Here is a 16,897-nt window from a genome sequence, read left to right on the forward strand (position 1 = left end):
GATCGCGCGGCCTGCGTCAGGCGACCGCGTCGACGATGCCGTTCAGCGTCGCGCTCGGGCGCATGGCCCGGCTCGTCAGGTCGACGTTCGGACGGTAGTAGCCGCCGATGGCCTGCGCCTTGCCCTGCGCGGCCGCCAGTTCTTCCAGGATGCGCGCTTCGCTGTCGGACAGCGCCTTCGCCACGCCTTCGAACTGTGCCTTCAGCGCCGCGTCCTCGGTCTGCTCGGCCAGCGCCTGCGCCCAGTACAGGCACAGGTAGAAGTGGCTGCCGCGGTTGTCGAGGCCGCCGACCTTGCGCGCCGGCGACTTGTTCTCGTCCAGGAACTTGCCGGTCGCCTGGTCGAGCGTCTTCGCGAGCACGAGCGCCTTCGGGTTCTGGTGCGCGTTGCCGAGGTGTTCGAGCGACGCGGCCAGCGCGAGGAATTCGCCGAGCGAATCCCAGCGCAGGAAGCCTTCCTCGACGAACTGCTGTACGTGCTTCGGCGCGGAACCGCCCGCACCCGTTTCGAACATCCCGCCGCCGGCCATCAGCGGCACGATCGACAGCATCTTCGCGCTGGTGCCGAGTTCCATGATCGGGAACAGGTCGGTCAGGTAGTCGCGCAGCACGTTGCCGGTGACCGAGATCGTGTCCTTGCCCGCACGGATGCGCTCGAGCGAGAAACGCGTCGCCTCGACCGGCGTCATCACGCGGATGTCGAGGCCATTCGTGTCGTGATCCTTCAGGTAACGCTCGACCTTCGCGATGATCTGCGCGTCGTGTGCACGCGCCGGATCGAGCCAGAACACGGCCGGTGCGCCGGTCGCGCGCGCGCGGTTGACCGCGAGCTTGACCCAGTCCTGCACCGGTGCGTCCTTCGTCTGGCACATGCGCCAGATGTCGCCCGCTTCCACGGCATGCTCGAGCAGCACGTTGCCCGCTTCGTCGGTGACGCGCACGACGCCGTCCGCCGGGATCTGGAACGTCTTGTCGTGCGAACCGTATTCTTCAGCCGCCTGCGCCATCAGGCCGACGTTCGGCACGCTACCCATCGTGACCGGATCGAACGCGCCATGCTGCTTGCAGTCCTCGATCACGGCCTGGTAGACACCGGCGTAGCAGCGGTCCGGAATCACGGCCTTCGCGTCGTACAGCTGGCCGTCCGGGCCCCACATGCCGCCCGAATCGCGGATCATCGCCGGCATCGATGCGTCGACGATCACGTCGCTCGGCACGTGCAGGTTCGTGATGCCCTTGTCCGAGTTGACCATCGCCAGGCGCGGACGCACTGCGTATTCGGCCTTGACGTCGGCTTCGATCGCTTCGCGCGTGTCGGCCGGCAGGTCCTTCAGGCGCGCGTACAGGTCGCCGATGCCGTTGTTCGGGTTGAAGCCGACCTTCGCCAGCACGTCCGCGTGCTTCGCGAGCGCGTCGCGGTAGAACACCGACACGAAGTGACCGAACAGGATCGGGTCCGAGACCTTCATCATGGTCGCTTTCAGGTGCACCGAGAACAGCACGTCCTGCGCCTTGGCGTCGGCGATCTGCGCTTCGATGAAGCTGCGCAGCGCATTGCGGCTCATCACCGAAGCGTCGATGACTTCACCGGCCTTCACGGCCGTCTTTTCCTTCAGCACCTTCTTCGCGCCGTCGGTCGTCGTGAGTTCGATCTTCACGCTGCCGGCATCGGCGATCAGCGCCGACTTCTCGCTGCCGTAGAAGTCGCCTTCGGTCATGTGCGCGACGTGGGCCTTCGACGTGGCCTTCCACGCACCCATCTTGTGCGGATGCTTGCGTGCGTAGTTCTTGACCGACAGCGGCGCGCGACGGTCGGAGTTGCCTTCGCGCAGCACCGGGTTCACCGCGCTGCCCTTGATCTTGTCGTAGCGGGCCTTGACCGCCTTCTCTTCGTCCGTCGACGGATCTTCCGGGTAGGCCGGCAGCTTGTAGCCCTGCGCCTGCAGTTCGGCGATCGCGGCCTTCAGCTGCGGCACCGATGCGCTGATGTTCGGCAGCTTGATGATGTTCGCTTCCGGCTTCAGCGTGAGCTGGCCCAGTTCGGCCAGATCGTCGGAACCCTTCTGCTCGGGCGGCAGGACGTCCGCGAATGCGGCGATGATGCGGCCGGCGAGCGAGATGTCGCGCGTTTCGACGGCGACGCCGGACGAGCGCGTGAAGGCCTTGACGATCGGCAGCAGCGAATAGGTCGCGAGCGCGGGCGCTTCGTCGGTGAGGGTGTAGATGATCTTGGGCGAAGTGGACATGGTGGTCAAAGCATTGCTACGTGATTGTTGAACAGGGAGCGCCGGCGGGTAACCGGCGGGGAGCGACCGGGTCGGTCGCGAAAGGGGCGCGCCGGCTCAGCCGGGCGGTGGTGTTGCGAGGGCCGTCATGTTCTACCTTGCAGGGGCTCCGGGCCGCATCGCGGCGCCGCGGCCCGCATGCCGGACCGCCCTGCCAACAAACCTGCCATCCACGAAACGCTCCGGCGCCGGCAGTAGGCGCCGGGGCGGCCGGCAACCTGCCGGCCCACCCCGGAAGGGGTCTTACATGTTCTCGATCAGCACTTCGCCGAAGCCCGAGCACGACACCTGCGTCGCACCTTCCATCAGGCGCGCGAAGTCGTACGTGACGCGCTTCTGCAGGATCGACTTCTCCATCGCGGCGATGATCGTGTCGGCTGCTTCCGTCCAGCCGAGGTGGCGCAGCATCATTTCCGCCGACAGGATCTCGGAGCCGGGGTTCACGTAATCCTTGCCTGCGTACTTCGGTGCGGTGCCGTGCGTCGCTTCGAACATCGCGACCGAATCAGACAGGTTCGCGCCCGGCGCGATCCCGATGCCGCCGACCTGCGCGGCCAGCGCGTCGGAGATGTAGTCGCCGTTCAGGTTCAGCGTGGCGATCACGTCGTATTCGGCCGGACGCAGCAGGATCTGCTGCAGGAACGCATCGGCGATCGAATCCTTGATCACGATCTCGTTGCCCGTCTTCGGGTTCTTCACGCGCATCCACGGGCCGCCGTCGATCAGCTCGCCGCCGAATTCCTTCTGCGCGAGCGCGTAGCCGGCGTCACGGAACAGGCCTTCCGTGAACTTCATGATGTTGCCCTTGTGCACCAGCGTGACCGACTTGCGATCGTTGTCGATCGCATACTGGATCGCCTTGCGCACGAGACGCTCGGTGCCCTCGGTCGACACGGGCTTGACGCCGATCCCCGAGGTTTCCGGGAAGCGGATCTTCTTCACGCCCATCTCGTCCTGCAGGAACTTGATCACCTTCTTCGCCTGCTCGGAGCCCGCGGCCCATTCGATGCCCGCGTAGATGTCTTCCGAGTTCTCGCGGAAGATCACCATGTCGATCTTTTGCGGCTCGCGCACCGGCGACGGCACGCCCTTGAAGTACTGCACCGGGCGCAGGCACACGTACAGGTCGAGTTCCTGGCGCAGCGCGACGTTCAGCGAACGGATGCCGCCGCCGACCGGGGTCGTGAGCGGCCCCTTGATCGATACCACGTATTCCTTCAGCACCTGCAGCGTTTCGTCCGGGAGCCACACGTCCGGGCCGTACACCTTCGTCGCCTTCTCGCCCGCGAAAATCTCCATCCAGTGGATCTTGCGCTTGCCCTTGTACGCATGCGCGACCGCCGCGTCGACAACCTTGATCATGACCGGCGTGATATCGAAGCCCGTACCGTCGCCTTCGATATAGGGAATGATCGGCTGATCGGAAACGTTGAGCGAGAAGTCCTTGTTGACGGTGATCTTGTCACCGCCTTCCGGAACCTTGATGTGCTGATACGGCATGATCGACTCCAGTGACGTGGCTGAGCAGGTGATGCTGGTCGAAGCTGCGCGCGCGGCGGGGGCGCGGCATGGCCACCCCGTGACGGCAACAGCGAGCCGCTATTCTAGCGCCCCAACCGGGCACTTCGGCATGAAGCGCGGCACTGCGTATCAAGACCCCACTTATGTCTTATATAAGACAGAGGACTTGCCGTTCCGTATTATGCATTAAGATTCCGCCATTTGCCATAGACCGCCCGCCGCCGCTTCCCGCGGCGCGCCGGGCGGACGCCCCGCCATGAACCTGATCGCCCTCAACAAGCCGTTCGGCACGATTTGCCAGTTTTCCGCGCACGAGACGCGCCCGTCGCTCGGCGACTGGGTCAAAACGCCCGGCGTCTACGCGGCCGGCCGGCTGGACGCGGACAGCGAGGGGCTGCTGCTGCTCACCGACGACGGCGCGCTGCAGGCGCGCATCGCCGAGCCGCGCCACAAGCTCGTCAAGCGCTACTGGGCGCAGGTCGAGGGCGCGCCCGGCCCCGCCGACCTGAAGGCGCTCGCGCGCGGCGTCGACCTCGGCGACTACGTGACGCGCCCGTGCCGCGCCGAGTTCATCGAACCGCCCGACACGCTGTGGCCGCGCAATCCGCCGATCCGCTACCGTGCCGCGATCCCGACGACGTGGATCGAGCTTGCGATCACCGAGGGCAAGAACCGGCAGGTACGCCGGATGACGGCGGCCGTCGGCTTCCCGACGTTGCGCCTGGTGCGTGTCGGCATCGGCACACTGGATATATTCGCGCTCGGCATTGCACCGGGAGAAACAATCGCCCTGCCGCCGCGCGCGCCGTGGGAGGGTTTCGCGCCTGCCGGATGACGAATTCGGGACGGGCGAATTTTTCGTCATCTTTTTCGTCAACCGGCTGCGAAGATCGCGCGTTAAACCACGCAGATGCCAACCTTAGCTATCCGGCATTGGCAGCCGAACCCGTGTTTGCGTCACGAAAGCGACGTTTTTATCGAATACGATTCGGCGCCCGCAGCGCAATGAGAAATTTCTCGAAGCGTCTGTCAACCGAAAGGTGGATGGCACCGTTAGACGACATGACTCCTATTGCCGGGTCATTTGGTTAATTAACTAAAGCTGAGGAACACAACATGAACAAACTGATCGCTGCTCTGGTCGCTGGTCTCTTCGCAACGGCTGCTTTCGCACAAGCATCGGCTCCGGAAGCTGCTCCGGCTGCTGCTGAAGCTGCTTCGGCACCGGCTAAGCACGCTGCCAAGAAGCACCACGCAGCCAAGAAGCACCACAAGGCATCGAAGAAGGCTGCAGCGAGCGACGCAGCAGCACCGGCAGCTGCTTCGAACTAAGTAAGCTTGCTGTAATAAATAACGCAGTCAAGAACACGCAGTCTTGCCGTTCTTACGGCGTTGAAAGGCAGATCACCGCAAGGCGATCTGCCTTTTTCTTTTTGTGCCCGACGACACGCATCGCGTACCATGCGGGTCTCGTTTTCCAGATAGGAGCCTTGCTGTGCAATTCTCCCTGCGCTCGTCGCTCGGCCGCCTTGCGCGCGCCGCCGTGTTTCCCGCCGCGCTCGCCGTCATGGCGTTCGGCATGCAGGCCGCCAGCGCGCAAGTGCCGCCCGGCGCCAAGCAGCCGAGCGAATTCCCGCGCGTGAAGCTGCGCGCCGGCATGTACGTGATCGACGCGGCCGTCGCCGCGAACGACCCCGACCGCGAACAGGGGCTGATGTACCGTTCGCAGCTCGCGCCGAACGAAGGCATGCTGTTCGTGTTCAACGAGAACGCAGTGCATTGCTTCTGGATGAAGAACACGCTGATCCCGCTGTCGATCGCGTTCATCCGCGCGGACGGCACGATCACCGACATCGACGAGATGAAGGCCGAGACGACCGACAACCACTGCCCGCGCAACAACGGCGTCTATGCGCTCGAAATGAGCAAGGGCTGGTTCGCGGCGAAGGGCATCAAGCCCGGCATGAAGCTCGAAGGCCTGCCGAAGGCCCCGTAACGGCCGTTGCCGCGGCGCCGTGCCGCGCAACGACCGAAGCCGGCCGCCCGTTGCGCGCCGGCTTTTTTTTCGCCCGCCGGCGGTGGCGCCCGGCTTGATTCCGCCGCTGCCGGCCGCATCTGCAAAAGCCACGCGCAAGCGCTATGCTTTAAGTCTCGCTTGTCCAGCCCGGGCCGCCACTGTCGGCCCGCTTACATCCGAACCTAAGGAGGTTCACGTGCCCCGCAAAACCCCCATCGAGCGCTATCGAAATATCGGGATCAGCGCTCACATCGATGCCGGCAAAACCACGACGACCGAGCGCATCCTGTTTTACACCGGTGTGAGCCACAAGATCGGTGAAGTGCACGACGGCGCGGCCACGATGGACTGGATGGAGCAGGAGCAGGAACGCGGCATCACGATCACGTCGGCCGCGACCACGGCCTTCTGGAAGGGCATGGCCGGCAACTATCCTGAGCACCGGATCAACATCATCGACACGCCCGGGCACGTCGACTTCACCATTGAAGTCGAGCGCTCGATGCGCGTGCTCGACGGCGCGTGCATGGTCTACGACTCGGTCGGCGGCGTGCAGCCGCAGTCCGAAACCGTCTGGCGCCAGGCCAACAAGTACAAGGTGCCGCGCATCGCGTTCGTCAACAAGATGGACCGCATCGGCGCCGATTTCTTCCGCGTGCAGAAGCAGATCGGCGAGCGCCTGAAAGGCGTCGCCGTGCCGATCCAGATTCCGATCGGCGCGGAAGATCATTTCCAGGGCGTCGTCGATCTCGTGAAGATGAAGGCGATCGTGTGGGACGACGAAAGCCAGGGCGTGAAGTTCTCGTACGAGGACATCCCGGCGAACCTCGTCGAGCTCGCACACGAATGGCGCGAAAAGATGGTCGAGGCCGCGGCGGAAGCGAGCGAGGAACTGCTCGAGAAGTACCTGCACGACCATGAATCGCTGACCGAGGACGAGATCAAGGCCGCGCTGCGCAAGCGCACGATCGCAAACGAGATCGTGCCGATGCTGTGCGGCAGCGCGTTCAAGAACAAGGGCGTGCAGGCGATGCTCGATGCGGTGATCGACTACCTGCCGTCGCCGGTCGACGTGCCGGCCATTCTCGGCCACGACTTCGCCGATCCGGAAAAGCCGGCGGAACGCCATCCGAGCGATGACGAGCCGTTCTCGTCGCTCGCGTTCAAGATCATGACCGACCCGTTCGTCGGCCAGCTGATCTTCTTCCGCGTGTATTCGGGTGTGGTCGAATCGGGCGACACCGTGCTCAACGCGACCAAGGACAAGAAGGAACGGCTCGGCCGGATCCTGCAGATGCACGCGAACGAGCGCAAGGAAATCAAGGAAGTGCGCGCAGGCGACATCGCGGCGGCCGTCGGCCTGAAGGAAGCGACCACCGGCGACACGCTGTGCGATCCGGCGAAGCCGATCATCCTCGAGAAGATGGAATTCCCGGAGCCGGTGATCTCGCAGGCCGTCGAGCCGAAGACGAAGGCCGACCAGGAAAAGATGGGCCTGGCGCTGAACCGCCTCGCGCAGGAAGATCCGTCGTTCCGCGTGCAGACCGACGAAGAATCCGGCCAGACGATCATCTCGGGGATGGGCGAGCTTCACCTCGAAATCCTGGTCGACCGGATGAAGCGCGAATTCGGCGTCGAGGCGACGGTCGGCAAGCCGCAGGTCGCGTATCGCGAGACGGTGCGCACGACGGCGTCCGACGTCGAGGGCAAGTTCGTCAAGCAGTCGGGTGGTCGCGGCCAGTACGGCCACGCGGTGATCACGCTCGAGCCGAACCCCGGCAAGGGCTACGAGTTCCTCGACGAGATCAAGGGCGGCGTGATTCCGCGCGAATTCATCCCGGCCGTCGACAAGGGCATCACCGAGACGCTGAAGAGCGGCGTGCTCGCGGGCTACCCGGTCGTCGACGTGAAGGTTCACCTGACGTTCGGCTCGTACCACGACGTCGACTCGAACGAAAACGCGTTCCGGATGGCCGGCTCGATGGCGTTCAAGGAAGCGATGCGCCGCGCGAAGCCCGTGCTGCTCGAGCCGATGATGGCCGTCGAGGTCGAGACGCCCGAGGATTTCATGGGCAACGTGATGGGCGACCTGTCGAGCCGGCGTGGCATCGTGCAGGGGATGGAGGACATCGCGGGCGGCGGCGGCAAGCTCGTGCGCGCCGAAGTGCCGCTCGCGGAGATGTTCGGCTATTCGACGTCGCTGCGTTCGGCCACGCAGGGCCGCGCGACGTACACGATGGAGTTCAAGCACTACGCGGAAACGCCGGCGAACGTGTCGGAAGGCGTGATCAGCGCGAAAGTGAAGTAAGCGCGGCGCGCTCAAGCGCTGCTGCTTGCAGGCAAGGCCCGTCCGGTTCCGGACGGGCCTTTTTTCATTCGGCGCTCGCTGCCGCGATTGCGGCTTTTTGATCGCCGGCATTTTTTTCACATGCCACAATGGACCGCGATTCGTCAGATGGAACCCGCCCGATGCCGCCCACCCCTGCCCTGCGCCGCCTGCTGATGCTCTACGCCGGCCTGATCGCCGCGAACGTCGCCGTGTGGCTGTGGGCGCTCGCGGTGCTGCGCGACCATCCGCTGCTACTCGGCACCGCGGCGATCGCGTACGGGCTCGGGCTGCGCCATGCAGTCGACGCCGATCACATCGCCGCGATCGACGTTGCCACGCGCAAGCTGATGCAGGACGGCCAGCGTCCGGTGAGCGTCGGCCTGTTCTTCTCGCTCGGCCATTCGACGATCGTGATCGCCGCGACGCTCGGCATCGCGCTGACCGCGTTCGCGCTGCGCGACCGGTTCGACGCATTCCGCGAGATCGGCGGCACGATCGGCACGGCGGTGTCGGCCACCTTCCTGCTCGTGCTCGCGTGCGTGAACCTGATGATCCTGCGCGACGTGTGGCGACGTTATCGCGGCACGCACGGGCATGCACACGATGCCGCGCATGTGCACCGCCCTGCCGGGCTCGTGTCCCGGCTGCTGCGTCCGCTGTTCCGGTTCGTGTCGAAGAGCTGGCACATGTATCCGGTCGGCGTGCTGTTCGGGCTCGGTTTCGATACTGCAACCGAAATCGGCCTGCTCGCGATCGCCGCCGCGCAGGCAAGCCAGGGGCTGCCGGTCTATACGGTCATGCTGTTTCCCGCGCTTTTCACCGCCGGCATGACGCTGATCGACTCGACCGACAACGTGCTGATGATTCATGCGTACGGCTGGGCGATGGACGATCCGCAGCGCAAGCTGCTCTACAACGCGAGCATCACGTTCGTGTCGGCGGCCGTCGCACTGGCGATCGGCGGGATCGAGGCAGCCGGCCTGCTGGCCGACAAGCTGGCGCTGACGGGCCCCGTGCGCGACACGCTCGATGCGCTCGGCGAACGCTTCGGCTCGATCGGCTACGGCATCGTCGCGCTGTTCCTCGTGTGCTGGATCGCGTCGATCCTGTTCCACCGCTGGCAGCGCGCGGCCGATGCGCCGGCCCGCTGAGCCACGCGCGAATGCCCGGACGTTTCATTCCGGAAACAAAATCCCCCCGACGATGCTGCGTGCGTGCGTCGCGTGTCCGCACGCGCCTTGCGCGACGGGCACAAGCGGCCGATGGCACGAATCTCGCACATAGGGATTCGCACGGCGGGCCCGCGTGCCGATCCGCGTTCGCGGCTGGCGTCAAGCGCCGGCCCCAAGGCAATCGGTCACCGATAGGATAACGAATCTTTTATGGCTCCCTGCACTACACGTAGCTAGCCGCGCGGCAACGAGGCGTCGCGCGCAAGGGGAGGCCATCATGCATAAGACGAAACAACCGTCCCGTCCGGCGGGACGGTGCCCTCGTGCGACCTTGCTGGCCGCGGCCGCGTTTGCGTGCTGCTGCTCGTATGCCGTCGCACAAACCACCACGCCTGATTCCGCGCCCGGCGCGAACGCCGGCGCGGACACCATCATGACGCTGGTCGCGGACGCTACGTCATGCGCAGCCAATCCGGCTGGGTGTGCGGTGCAGGTCTATGCCGGTCATGGTATCGGCGGGAACGGGGCCGGCCCGAGCAGCAATGGTAGCGGCAGCCCTGGGCCGGCCAACGGTAGTGGCAGCGGCAACGGTGGCGGGGGAAATAACGGCAACGGTGCCGTCGGACCTGCAGGTGTCGGTGGAACGACAGGCGGAACGTCCGGCGGGACGAGCGGCACGGGTCGCGGAGGCAACTCGTCCGGCAACGGTGGTAACGGTAGTTCCGGTGGTGGCGGCACTTCGGGTGGTGGTACTTCGGGTGGCGGTACTTCCGGTGGCGGTACTTCCGGTGGCGGTACTTCCGGTGGCGGTACTTCGGGGGGCGGCACTTCGGGTGGTGGTACTTCCGGCGGCGGCACTTCCGGTGGCGGTACTTCGGGTGGCGGTACTTCGGGTGGCGGTACTTCCGGTGGCGGCACTTCCGGCGGCGGCACTTCCGGTGGCGGTACTTCGGGTGGCGGCACTTCGGGCGGCGGCACTTCCGGCGGCGGAGGCCATGGCGGACACGGAGGCGGTGGCGATGGTGACGGCGGTGGTCACGGCGATGGTGGTGGCCACGGCGACGACGGTGGCCATGGCGACGGTGGAGGTCACGGCGATGGTGGCGGCCATGGCGACGGCGGTGGTCACGGCGACGGCGGTGGCCACGGCGACGGTGGCGGCCATGGCGACGGCGGTGGCCACGGCAACGGCGGTGGTCACGGCGACGGTGGTGGTCACGGCGACGGTGGTGGCCATGGCAACGGTGGTGGTCACGGCGACGGTGGTGGCCATGGCGATGGTGGAGGTCACGGCGACGGTGGCGGCCATGGCAACGGTGGCGGTCACGGCGACGGCGGTGGTCACGGCGACGGTGGCGGCCACGGCAACGGTGGTGGCCATGGCGACGGCGGTGGCCACGGCGACGGCGGTGGCCACGGCGACGGCGGTGGCCACGGCGACGGTGGTGGCCATGGCAACGGTGGTGGTCACGGCGACGGCGGCGGTCATGGCGACGGCGGTGGTCACGGCGACGGTGGTGGCCACGGCGACGGTGGCGGCCATGGCGACGGCGGTAGCCACGGCAACGGCGGTGGTCACGGCAACGGCGGTGGTCACGGCGACGGTGGTGGTCACGGCGACGGTGGTGGCCACGGCAACGGTGGTGGCCATGGCGACGGCGGTGGCCACGGCGACAGTGGCGGCCATGGCAACGGTGGTCAAGGCAATGGCGGTGGCAACGGCGGCTCGGGCAACGGCGAAGGCAACGGTGGCCACGGCGATGGCGGCGGCAACGGCAATGGCAACGGCAGCGGTGGCGCCGGCAATGGCGGGCCCAACGGTGTCGGCAATGGCCACGGTACCGGCAACGGCAATGGCGGCGGTCACGGCAACGGCGGCTCGTCCGGAGGCAACCACTGACCGGGCACGTTGCCTGACCGGATGCCGTCAGAGCATCTCGAGCGCGCGCTTGCTGCGCGGCGGACGGAAATACGCGTCAAGCTGCGCGCGCTCGTCATCGCTGAAGACGAAATCGAGCGCGGCGCGATTGTCGCGCACGTGCTCGATCCTCGATGCCTTCGGGATCGCGAATACGCCCGGCTGCGCGAGCACCCATGCCAGCGCGACGCGCATCACCGACACGCCGCGCAGCCGCGCGATCTCGTCGAGCGGCGAACGTTTCGGCAGCCGCCCATGGTCGACCGGGCTGTACGCCATCGCCGGCATCCGGTGATCGGCGAGCCAGGGCAGCAGGTCGAATTCCGGGCCGCGCCGCGCGATGTTGTAGAGGATCTGGTTGGTCGCGCAGGCACCGCCGCCCGCGTCGTCGACGAGTTCCTCCATATCGGCCGTATCGAAGTTGCTCACGCCCCAGCGACGAATCTTGCCCGCGCGCTGCAGCGCCTCGAAGCCCTCGACCGTCTCCTCGAGCGGCACCGAGCCGCGCCAGTGCAGCAGGTACAGATCGAGATGATCGGTGCGCAGGCGCTTGAGGCTCGCATCGCACGCGGCAACGACGCCGCGCCGGCTCGCATGGTGCGGATAGACCTTGCTGACGAGGAACACGTCGTCGCGCAAACCCGCGAGTGCTTCGCCGACCAGCTCCTCGGTCGCGCCGTCGCCGTACATCTCGGCCGTATCGACCAGCGTCATCCCGAGTTCGATGCCTTCGCGCAGCGCGGCGATCTCGTCCGCTCGGCGGGCCGGCCGCTCACCCATTTCCCAGGTGCCCTGACCGAGCTTCGGAATCGTCTCGCCGTCCGGCAGGACGACCGTGGCGATCGTGTCTGTCATGCGTTCCTCGTTGCGGGTTCGTGGCCGCGCAGCGCGGCCGAAGCATGGAATACGACGTGTCAGTGTAGTCAATCGGCAGGCCGACGGCCTATTGCACGGCAAAAACCGGCTATAACGGCACCGCATGATGACTTAGAATGGCCGCAACCTGATCGATACCCATTCCATGAAGGCACCCACGGACGACCGGTGGCAGGACCTGCGCCCCGACCCGGACAACGACACGCCGCTGTACCTGCAGCTCGCCCGCAAGCTCGGCGACGCGATCCACGACAACCGCTGGACAGCCGGCGAGGCATTGCCCTCCGAGCGCGTGCTGTCCGATGCGCTCGGCGTGTCGCGCATCACCGCACGCAAGGCGATCGCGCTGCTCGTCGAGCAGGGCCTGATTCGCCGCACGCAGGGCGCCGGCAACTTCATCCAGCCGCGCTACGAGGATCCGCTGTCGCGACTGTCGAGCTTCAGCGAAATGCTCGAGCGCCGCGGCTTCAAGCCGAGTTCGCAATGGCTCGCACGCGAAATTCAGCCGGCGAACCGCGACGAAGTGATCCAGCTCGGACTGTCGCCGGCTGCATCCGTTACACGCCTGAAACGCCTGCGCCTCGCCGACGGCATCGTGATGGCCGTCGAGAACTCGACGTTCCCCGCGACGCTGATTCCCGATCCGCAGGCGATCGGCGGTTCGCTGTACAGCTATCTCGAAGCGCGCGGCACGCCGATCGTGCGCGCGCTGCAGCATTTCCGCGCGGTCAACGCGACCGACGAAATCGCCGAACAGATGGGCATCGCTCCGCACGACGCGCTGCTGCTGATCACGCGGATCGGCTATACGTCGGACCAGCGCGCGATCGAACTGACCGATACCTACTGCCGCAACGATTACTACGACTTCGTCGTCGAGCTGCGCAAGTAACGCCGACCGCGCGGCCACCGCTTACCGCTTACAGCCAGCGCGCGACGTCGGTGCCGGGCGGCACGGGCGGCCGCTCGAACGCCGGCGGCGTGGCCGACAGGCACTCGGCCGGTCGCACGGTATCGAGCATGCCGAACGGCGATGCGACGCGGTCGAGCCGGTCGCGCACGTCGGCGGCCGCGAGATCGGGCGCACCCAGGCCATCCGGCACGTTGCCGAACGACTGCAGCCAGCGTCCCGTCTGCGCGAGCGACAGCCGCACGTGCCAGCTTCCGCCTTCGCTCGCCCGCCGCGCGAGCGCGATCATCGCACCGAACGCCGCGAGATACCCCGTTGCGTGATCGAGCGCCTGGCACGGCAGGTGGCGCGGCGCGTCCGCGTGCGCGGCCTGCTGCTCCTGCGATGCGATCCCGCTCGCCGACTGCACGAGGCTATCGAAGCCGCGCCGCTGCGCCCACGGCCCCGCATGTCCGTACGCCGAGATCGACACGTACACGATGCCGGGCCTCCGCTCCGCCAACGCGTGCGGCGCGAATCCGCGGGCCGCGAGCGCGCCGGGGCGGTACGACTGCAGGAACACGTCCGCATCGCGCACGAGCGCGTGCAGCGTATCGACACCGGCCGCATCGCGCAGGTCGATCCACGTCGAACGCTTGCCGCGCCCGTTGTCGATCACGAGCGGCGCGATGTTCGGCAGGTGCGGGCCGTTGACGAGCAGCGTCTGCGCGCCATGTGACGCCAGCGTGCGGCCCGCGACCGGCCCCGCGATGATGCGCGTGAGATCGAGCACGCGCACACCCGTGAGCGGCTGGCCGGCTTCGCCGCGACCGATCCGCTCGAGCGGCGCATCGCCGATCCGCTCGATCTCGAACAGCGGCAGCGACGCGATCGCGCGCGCTTGCTCGAGCGACGCCCACTCGTCAGGTGTTCTGATCAATGCGGCGCACAGCCCGGCGTCGGCCAGCGCGGTATCGAGTGCCGCACCGTCCCACGTGCGGATCGCCGCGGCGACATCGTCCCGCTGCGCGCCGCAGCCGAGTACGTCGAGAATGCCGCTCAGGTGATGCGGGAAGTTAGCGTGCAGCTGGATCCAGCGTCCGTCGCCCGTCTCGAAGAAGCCCGTCACCGGATGACGCAACTCCGGCGGCGGACCCTCGTCCACGCGCAGGTAGCGTTCGCTGCGGAAGGCGATGAGTGCATCGCGCACCGATACGTCGACGGATTGCGCGACGCCCGTGCGAAGCCGGTGGCATTCGGCCGCCGCGAGCCCGGCTGCCGCGATCGTCGCCGCGGCCAGCGTGCCGACCCGGAAGGTCGAAGGCAACGTCGGGTCCTGCCCCGTTACGGTCGCACGGGCGAGCGCGCCGGGGTCGCCGTGTGCGAGCCGCCACAGATGCGCCAAAGCAAGTTCGGGGGTCATGGCGGAATGAGCGGTGAAGAAGACAACATCGAGTCTAGGATTGGCGGCAGTCGCGAGCAATCCTGATTGCGTGAATCCGCACATCGCGCACGGTCGTATTCCCCGCGTTCCGGCGGAAACGGCCGACCTCACACCTTCCATTGCGCAGGAAACCTGCCGGTATCCTCGATACCGGCGTGAACCCCTGCATGTGTGAACCGCGACCTGCTGCGCTCACTACCGGATCGCGCAACCGGGTACCGCGACCCTCACGCGAATCGAGTGCGGCTGCCCGCATGCTGCCGTGCCGACGCGAAACGCTCCCGCGCGAGCGGCGAATGCTCGCTCGACCGGGACGTACCAGAGCCGGACTCGCGGATCATGCAGATCGCAGATCGTCGCATGACCACACGGCCGGCTGGATCACGCATGCGCTCGAACACTGCCCGGACCGAACGCTGATCCCGCGCCGGGCGCGTTAAGTCGGCAGCGATACGGCCGCATGGCGCCGGCCGCCTCGCCACGCGACGAGCGGCCTCCACCACGCCTGCGCGGCTCGCCTTGCCGGCACTTCGAGCGGACCGAACGCGAACGTCGCACCCTGCGACCCCGCGCTGACCCATACGCGCATGCCGGGCGTCAGCATCAGCGCAGCCCCGGCGCCAAGCCAGTGATCATCGGGCAAGCCCTCGATCGTCACCCAGACCTCGCCGTCGGCCACCTCCAGCGAGGTGCGATCGACGATCCGCCACCGACCGGCCGGCTCGTCGCCATCGATCACATAAAGTCGCAGTTCGCGCATGGCAGCCTCCTGGTCGCACGGATCCGATGGCATCAGTATTTCGGACAGTGGCAGCACACGGACAGATACGGATGCAGACACTTTTGGCCGAACTGTACTGGCCGATCGACAGGGACGGGAGGCGCCTGTCGGCGGACGTCGCGCCGTCCTTGCGCCGAACCGGCACGACGCGACGGCTTTCCCTACAATGTCGGCTGTCCCGCGCCACCCTCCCGCCCCCATGTTCCAGCGTCCGCCTGCCGCCGCCCCCGGCGAAAAGAACCTCACCGTGATGCTCTGGCTCGTCGCAACGGGCTTCTTCATGCAGACGCTCGATGCGACCATCGTGAACACGGCGCTGCCGTCGATGGCCGCGAGCCTCGGCGAATCGCCGCTGCGGATGCAGTCGGTCGTGATCGCGTACTCGCTGACGATGGCGGTGATGATCCCGGTCTCGGGCTGGCTCGCCGATACCTTCGGCACGCGGCGCGTGTTCTTCAGCGCGATCCTGGTGTTCTCGCTCGGCTCGCTGCTGTGCGCGAATGCGCATACGCTGACTCAGCTCGTCGCGTTCCGCGTCGTGCAGGGGGTCGGCGGCGCGATGCTGCTGCCGGTCGGACGGCTCGCGGTGCTGCGTACCTTTCCGGCCGAGCGCTACCTGGCCGCGCTGTCGTTCGTCGCGATTCCCGGCCTGATCGGCCCGCTGATCGGGCCGACGCTCGGCGGCTGGCTCGTGAAGATCGCGTCGTGGCACTGGATCTTCCTGATCAACGTGCCGGTCGGCGTCGCGGGCTGCATCGCGACCTTCTATTCGATGCCCGATTCGCGCAACCCGGCCGTCGGCCGCTTCGACCTGAAGGGCTACCTGCTGCTGACGATCGGCATGGTCGCGATCTCGCTGTCGCTCGACGGGCTCGCCGATCTCGGGATGCAGCACGCGGCCGTGCTCGTGCTGCTGATCCTGAGCCTCGCGTGCTTCGTCGCGTACGGGCTGTATGCGGTGCGCGCGCCGCAACCGATCTTTTCATTGGAGCTGTTCCGGATCCATACCTTCAGCGTCGGGCTGCTCGGCAACCTGTTCGCGCGAATCGGCAGTGGCGCGATGCCGTACCTGATCCCGCTGCTGCTGCAGGTGAGTCTCGGCTACTCGGCGTTCGAGGCCGGGCTGATGATGCTGCCGGTGGCCGCCGCCGGGATGTTCTCGAAGCGGATCATCACGGGCCTGATCACGCGGCACGGCTACCGCAAGGTGCTGCTCGCGAACACGATCATGGTCGGCGTGATGATGGTGAGCTTCGCGCTGATGCGCGACACGGTGCCCGTCTGGGTGAAGGTCGTGCATCTCGCGCTGTTCGGCGGCTTCAACTCGATGCAGTTCACCGCGATGAACACGCTGACGCTGAAGGATCTCGGCACGGGCGGCGCGAGCAGCGGCAACAGCCTGTTCTCGCTCGTGCAGATGCTGTCGATGAGCCTCGGCGTCACGGTCGCAGGCGCGCTGCTCGCCACGTTCACGGGCATGCTGCGCACCGTGACGCCGAGCAACACGCTGCCGGCGTTCCATGCGACGTTCATCTGCGTCGGGATCATCACGGCGGCTTCCGCGTGGATCTTCGCGCAGCTCGCGCCCGAGATCCGCAGCACCGCGCGCAAGACCGACCCGTCCGAGCGCGCGTGATGCGGGGTGCGCGCCGAACCGGGTCGGCGC

The 16,897-nt window shown here is 66.8% G+C and carries 13 protein-coding genes; 7 read left to right on the plus strand and 6 right to left on the minus strand.

What is annotated here, in order from left to right; all coding sequences use genetic code 11:
• Positions 1-16: 16 nt before the first annotated feature.
• Positions 17-2,245 carry an NADP-dependent isocitrate dehydrogenase gene (locus CFB41_RS13410; RefSeq protein WP_089456790.1) on the minus strand — a complete coding sequence of 743 codons (2,229 nt, stop codon included), beginning with the start codon at positions 2,243-2,245 and terminating at the stop codon, positions 17-19.
• Between the two features lie 282 nt (positions 2,246-2,527).
• Positions 2,528-3,784, minus strand: a complete 1,257-nt coding sequence (gene icd / locus CFB41_RS13415; protein ID WP_006478026.1) for an NADP-dependent isocitrate dehydrogenase — start codon at positions 3,782-3,784, stop codon at positions 2,528-2,530.
• Between the two features lie 277 nt (positions 3,785-4,061).
• Between icd and CFB41_RS13425 the strand changes: the two genes are divergently transcribed.
• The 5 genes from CFB41_RS13425 to CFB41_RS13445 all read left to right on the plus strand — a co-directional run bounded on the left by CFB41_RS13425 (position 4,062) and on the right by CFB41_RS13445 (position 9,302).
• Positions 4,062-4,640 carry a pseudouridine synthase gene (locus CFB41_RS13425; protein WP_089456791.1) on the plus strand — a complete coding sequence of 193 codons (579 nt, stop codon included), beginning with the start codon at positions 4,062-4,064 and terminating at the stop codon, positions 4,638-4,640.
• A 281-nt stretch (positions 4,641-4,921) separates the two neighbouring features.
• Positions 4,922-5,137 (plus strand): hypothetical protein, encoded by a 216-nt coding sequence (locus CFB41_RS13430; protein ID WP_011352970.1) that lies wholly within the window; start codon positions 4,922-4,924, stop codon positions 5,135-5,137.
• Positions 5,138-5,300: 163 nt separating this feature from the next.
• The gene (locus CFB41_RS13435; RefSeq protein WP_089456792.1) at positions 5,301-5,801 is read left to right on the plus strand and encodes a DUF192 domain-containing protein; all 501 of its coding nucleotides are present in this window, start codon (positions 5,301-5,303) and stop codon (positions 5,799-5,801) included.
• A gap of 217 nt (positions 5,802-6,018) precedes the next feature.
• Entirely contained in the window at positions 6,019-8,130 is a 2,112-nt protein-coding gene (fusA, locus tag CFB41_RS13440) for an elongation factor G (RefSeq protein WP_089440853.1), read from the plus strand.
• Positions 8,131-8,291: 161 nt separating this feature from the next.
• Positions 8,292-9,302 (plus strand): HoxN/HupN/NixA family nickel/cobalt transporter, encoded by a 1,011-nt coding sequence (locus CFB41_RS13445; protein WP_179250035.1) that lies wholly within the window; start codon positions 8,292-8,294, stop codon positions 9,300-9,302.
• Between the two features lie 478 nt (positions 9,303-9,780).
• Here the strand turns inward: CFB41_RS13445 and CFB41_RS38935 are convergent, their stop codons facing one another.
• A complete protein-coding gene (locus CFB41_RS38935; protein ID WP_179250037.1) occupies positions 9,781-11,190 on the minus strand; it encodes a hypothetical protein in 1,410 nt (469 codons plus the stop codon).
• A 60-nt stretch (positions 11,191-11,250) separates the two neighbouring features.
• On the minus strand, positions 11,251-12,096 hold the full coding sequence (locus tag CFB41_RS13455) for an aldo/keto reductase (RefSeq protein ID WP_089456794.1): 846 nt from the start codon (positions 12,094-12,096) through the stop codon (positions 11,251-11,253).
• A 166-nt stretch (positions 12,097-12,262) separates the two neighbouring features.
• On the opposite strand from CFB41_RS13455, the gene CFB41_RS13460 reads away from it, so the two are divergent.
• A complete protein-coding gene (locus CFB41_RS13460; RefSeq protein WP_089440857.1) occupies positions 12,263-13,009 on the plus strand; it encodes a GntR family transcriptional regulator in 747 nt (248 codons plus the stop codon).
• A gap of 28 nt (positions 13,010-13,037) precedes the next feature.
• Here the strand turns inward: CFB41_RS13460 and CFB41_RS13465 are convergent, their stop codons facing one another.
• Both CFB41_RS13465 and CFB41_RS13470 read right to left on the minus strand, forming a co-directional pair.
• Positions 13,038-14,429, minus strand: coding sequence for a CoA transferase (locus CFB41_RS13465; protein WP_089456795.1), 1,392 nt, complete (start codon positions 14,427-14,429; stop codon positions 13,038-13,040).
• 457 nt (positions 14,430-14,886) lie between these two features.
• Positions 14,887-15,210, minus strand: a complete 324-nt coding sequence (locus tag CFB41_RS13470) for a DUF2917 domain-containing protein (protein WP_089456796.1) — start codon at positions 15,208-15,210, stop codon at positions 14,887-14,889.
• Between the two features lie 220 nt (positions 15,211-15,430).
• Here CFB41_RS13470 and mdtD point away from each other — a divergent pair, with 220 nt between their 5' ends.
• Entirely contained in the window at positions 15,431-16,867 is a 1,437-nt protein-coding gene (gene mdtD / locus CFB41_RS13475; protein WP_089456797.1) for a multidrug transporter subunit MdtD, read from the plus strand.
• Positions 16,868-16,897: the final 30 nt, after the last annotated feature.

The organism is Burkholderia sp. AU33803 (assembly GCF_002223095.1).
Taxonomy (GTDB): domain Bacteria; phylum Pseudomonadota; class Gammaproteobacteria; order Burkholderiales; family Burkholderiaceae; genus Burkholderia.

What these genes read in the sequence shown, in the direction of transcription:
- CFB41_RS13410 (WP_089456790.1), bottom strand. Translation starts at nt 2,245, where the DNA reads ATGTCCACTTCGCCCAAGATCATCTACACCCTCACCGACGAAGCGCCC.
- icd (WP_006478026.1), bottom strand. Translation starts at nt 3,784, where the DNA reads ATGCCGTATCAGCACATCAAGGTTCCGGAAGGCGGTGACAAGATCACC.
- CFB41_RS13425 (WP_089456791.1), top strand. Translation starts at nt 4,062, where the DNA reads ATGAACCTGATCGCCCTCAACAAGCCGTTCGGCACGATTTGCCAGTTT.
- CFB41_RS13430 (WP_011352970.1), top strand. Translation starts at nt 4,922, where the DNA reads ATGAACAAACTGATCGCTGCTCTGGTCGCTGGTCTCTTCGCAACGGCT.
- CFB41_RS13445 (WP_179250035.1), top strand. Translation starts at nt 8,292, where the DNA reads ATGCCGCCCACCCCTGCCCTGCGCCGCCTGCTGATGCTCTACGCCGGC.
- CFB41_RS13455 (WP_089456794.1), bottom strand. Translation starts at nt 12,096, where the DNA reads ATGACAGACACGATCGCCACGGTCGTCCTGCCGGACGGCGAGACGATT.
- CFB41_RS13460 (WP_089440857.1), top strand. Translation starts at nt 12,263, where the DNA reads ATGAAGGCACCCACGGACGACCGGTGGCAGGACCTGCGCCCCGACCCG.
- CFB41_RS13465 (WP_089456795.1), bottom strand. Translation starts at nt 14,429, where the DNA reads ATGACCCCCGAACTTGCTTTGGCGCATCTGTGGCGGCTCGCACACGGC.
- CFB41_RS13470 (WP_089456796.1), bottom strand. Translation starts at nt 15,210, where the DNA reads ATGCGCGAACTGCGACTTTATGTGATCGATGGCGACGAGCCGGCCGGT.
- mdtD (WP_089456797.1), top strand. Translation starts at nt 15,431, where the DNA reads ATGTTCCAGCGTCCGCCTGCCGCCGCCCCCGGCGAAAAGAACCTCACC.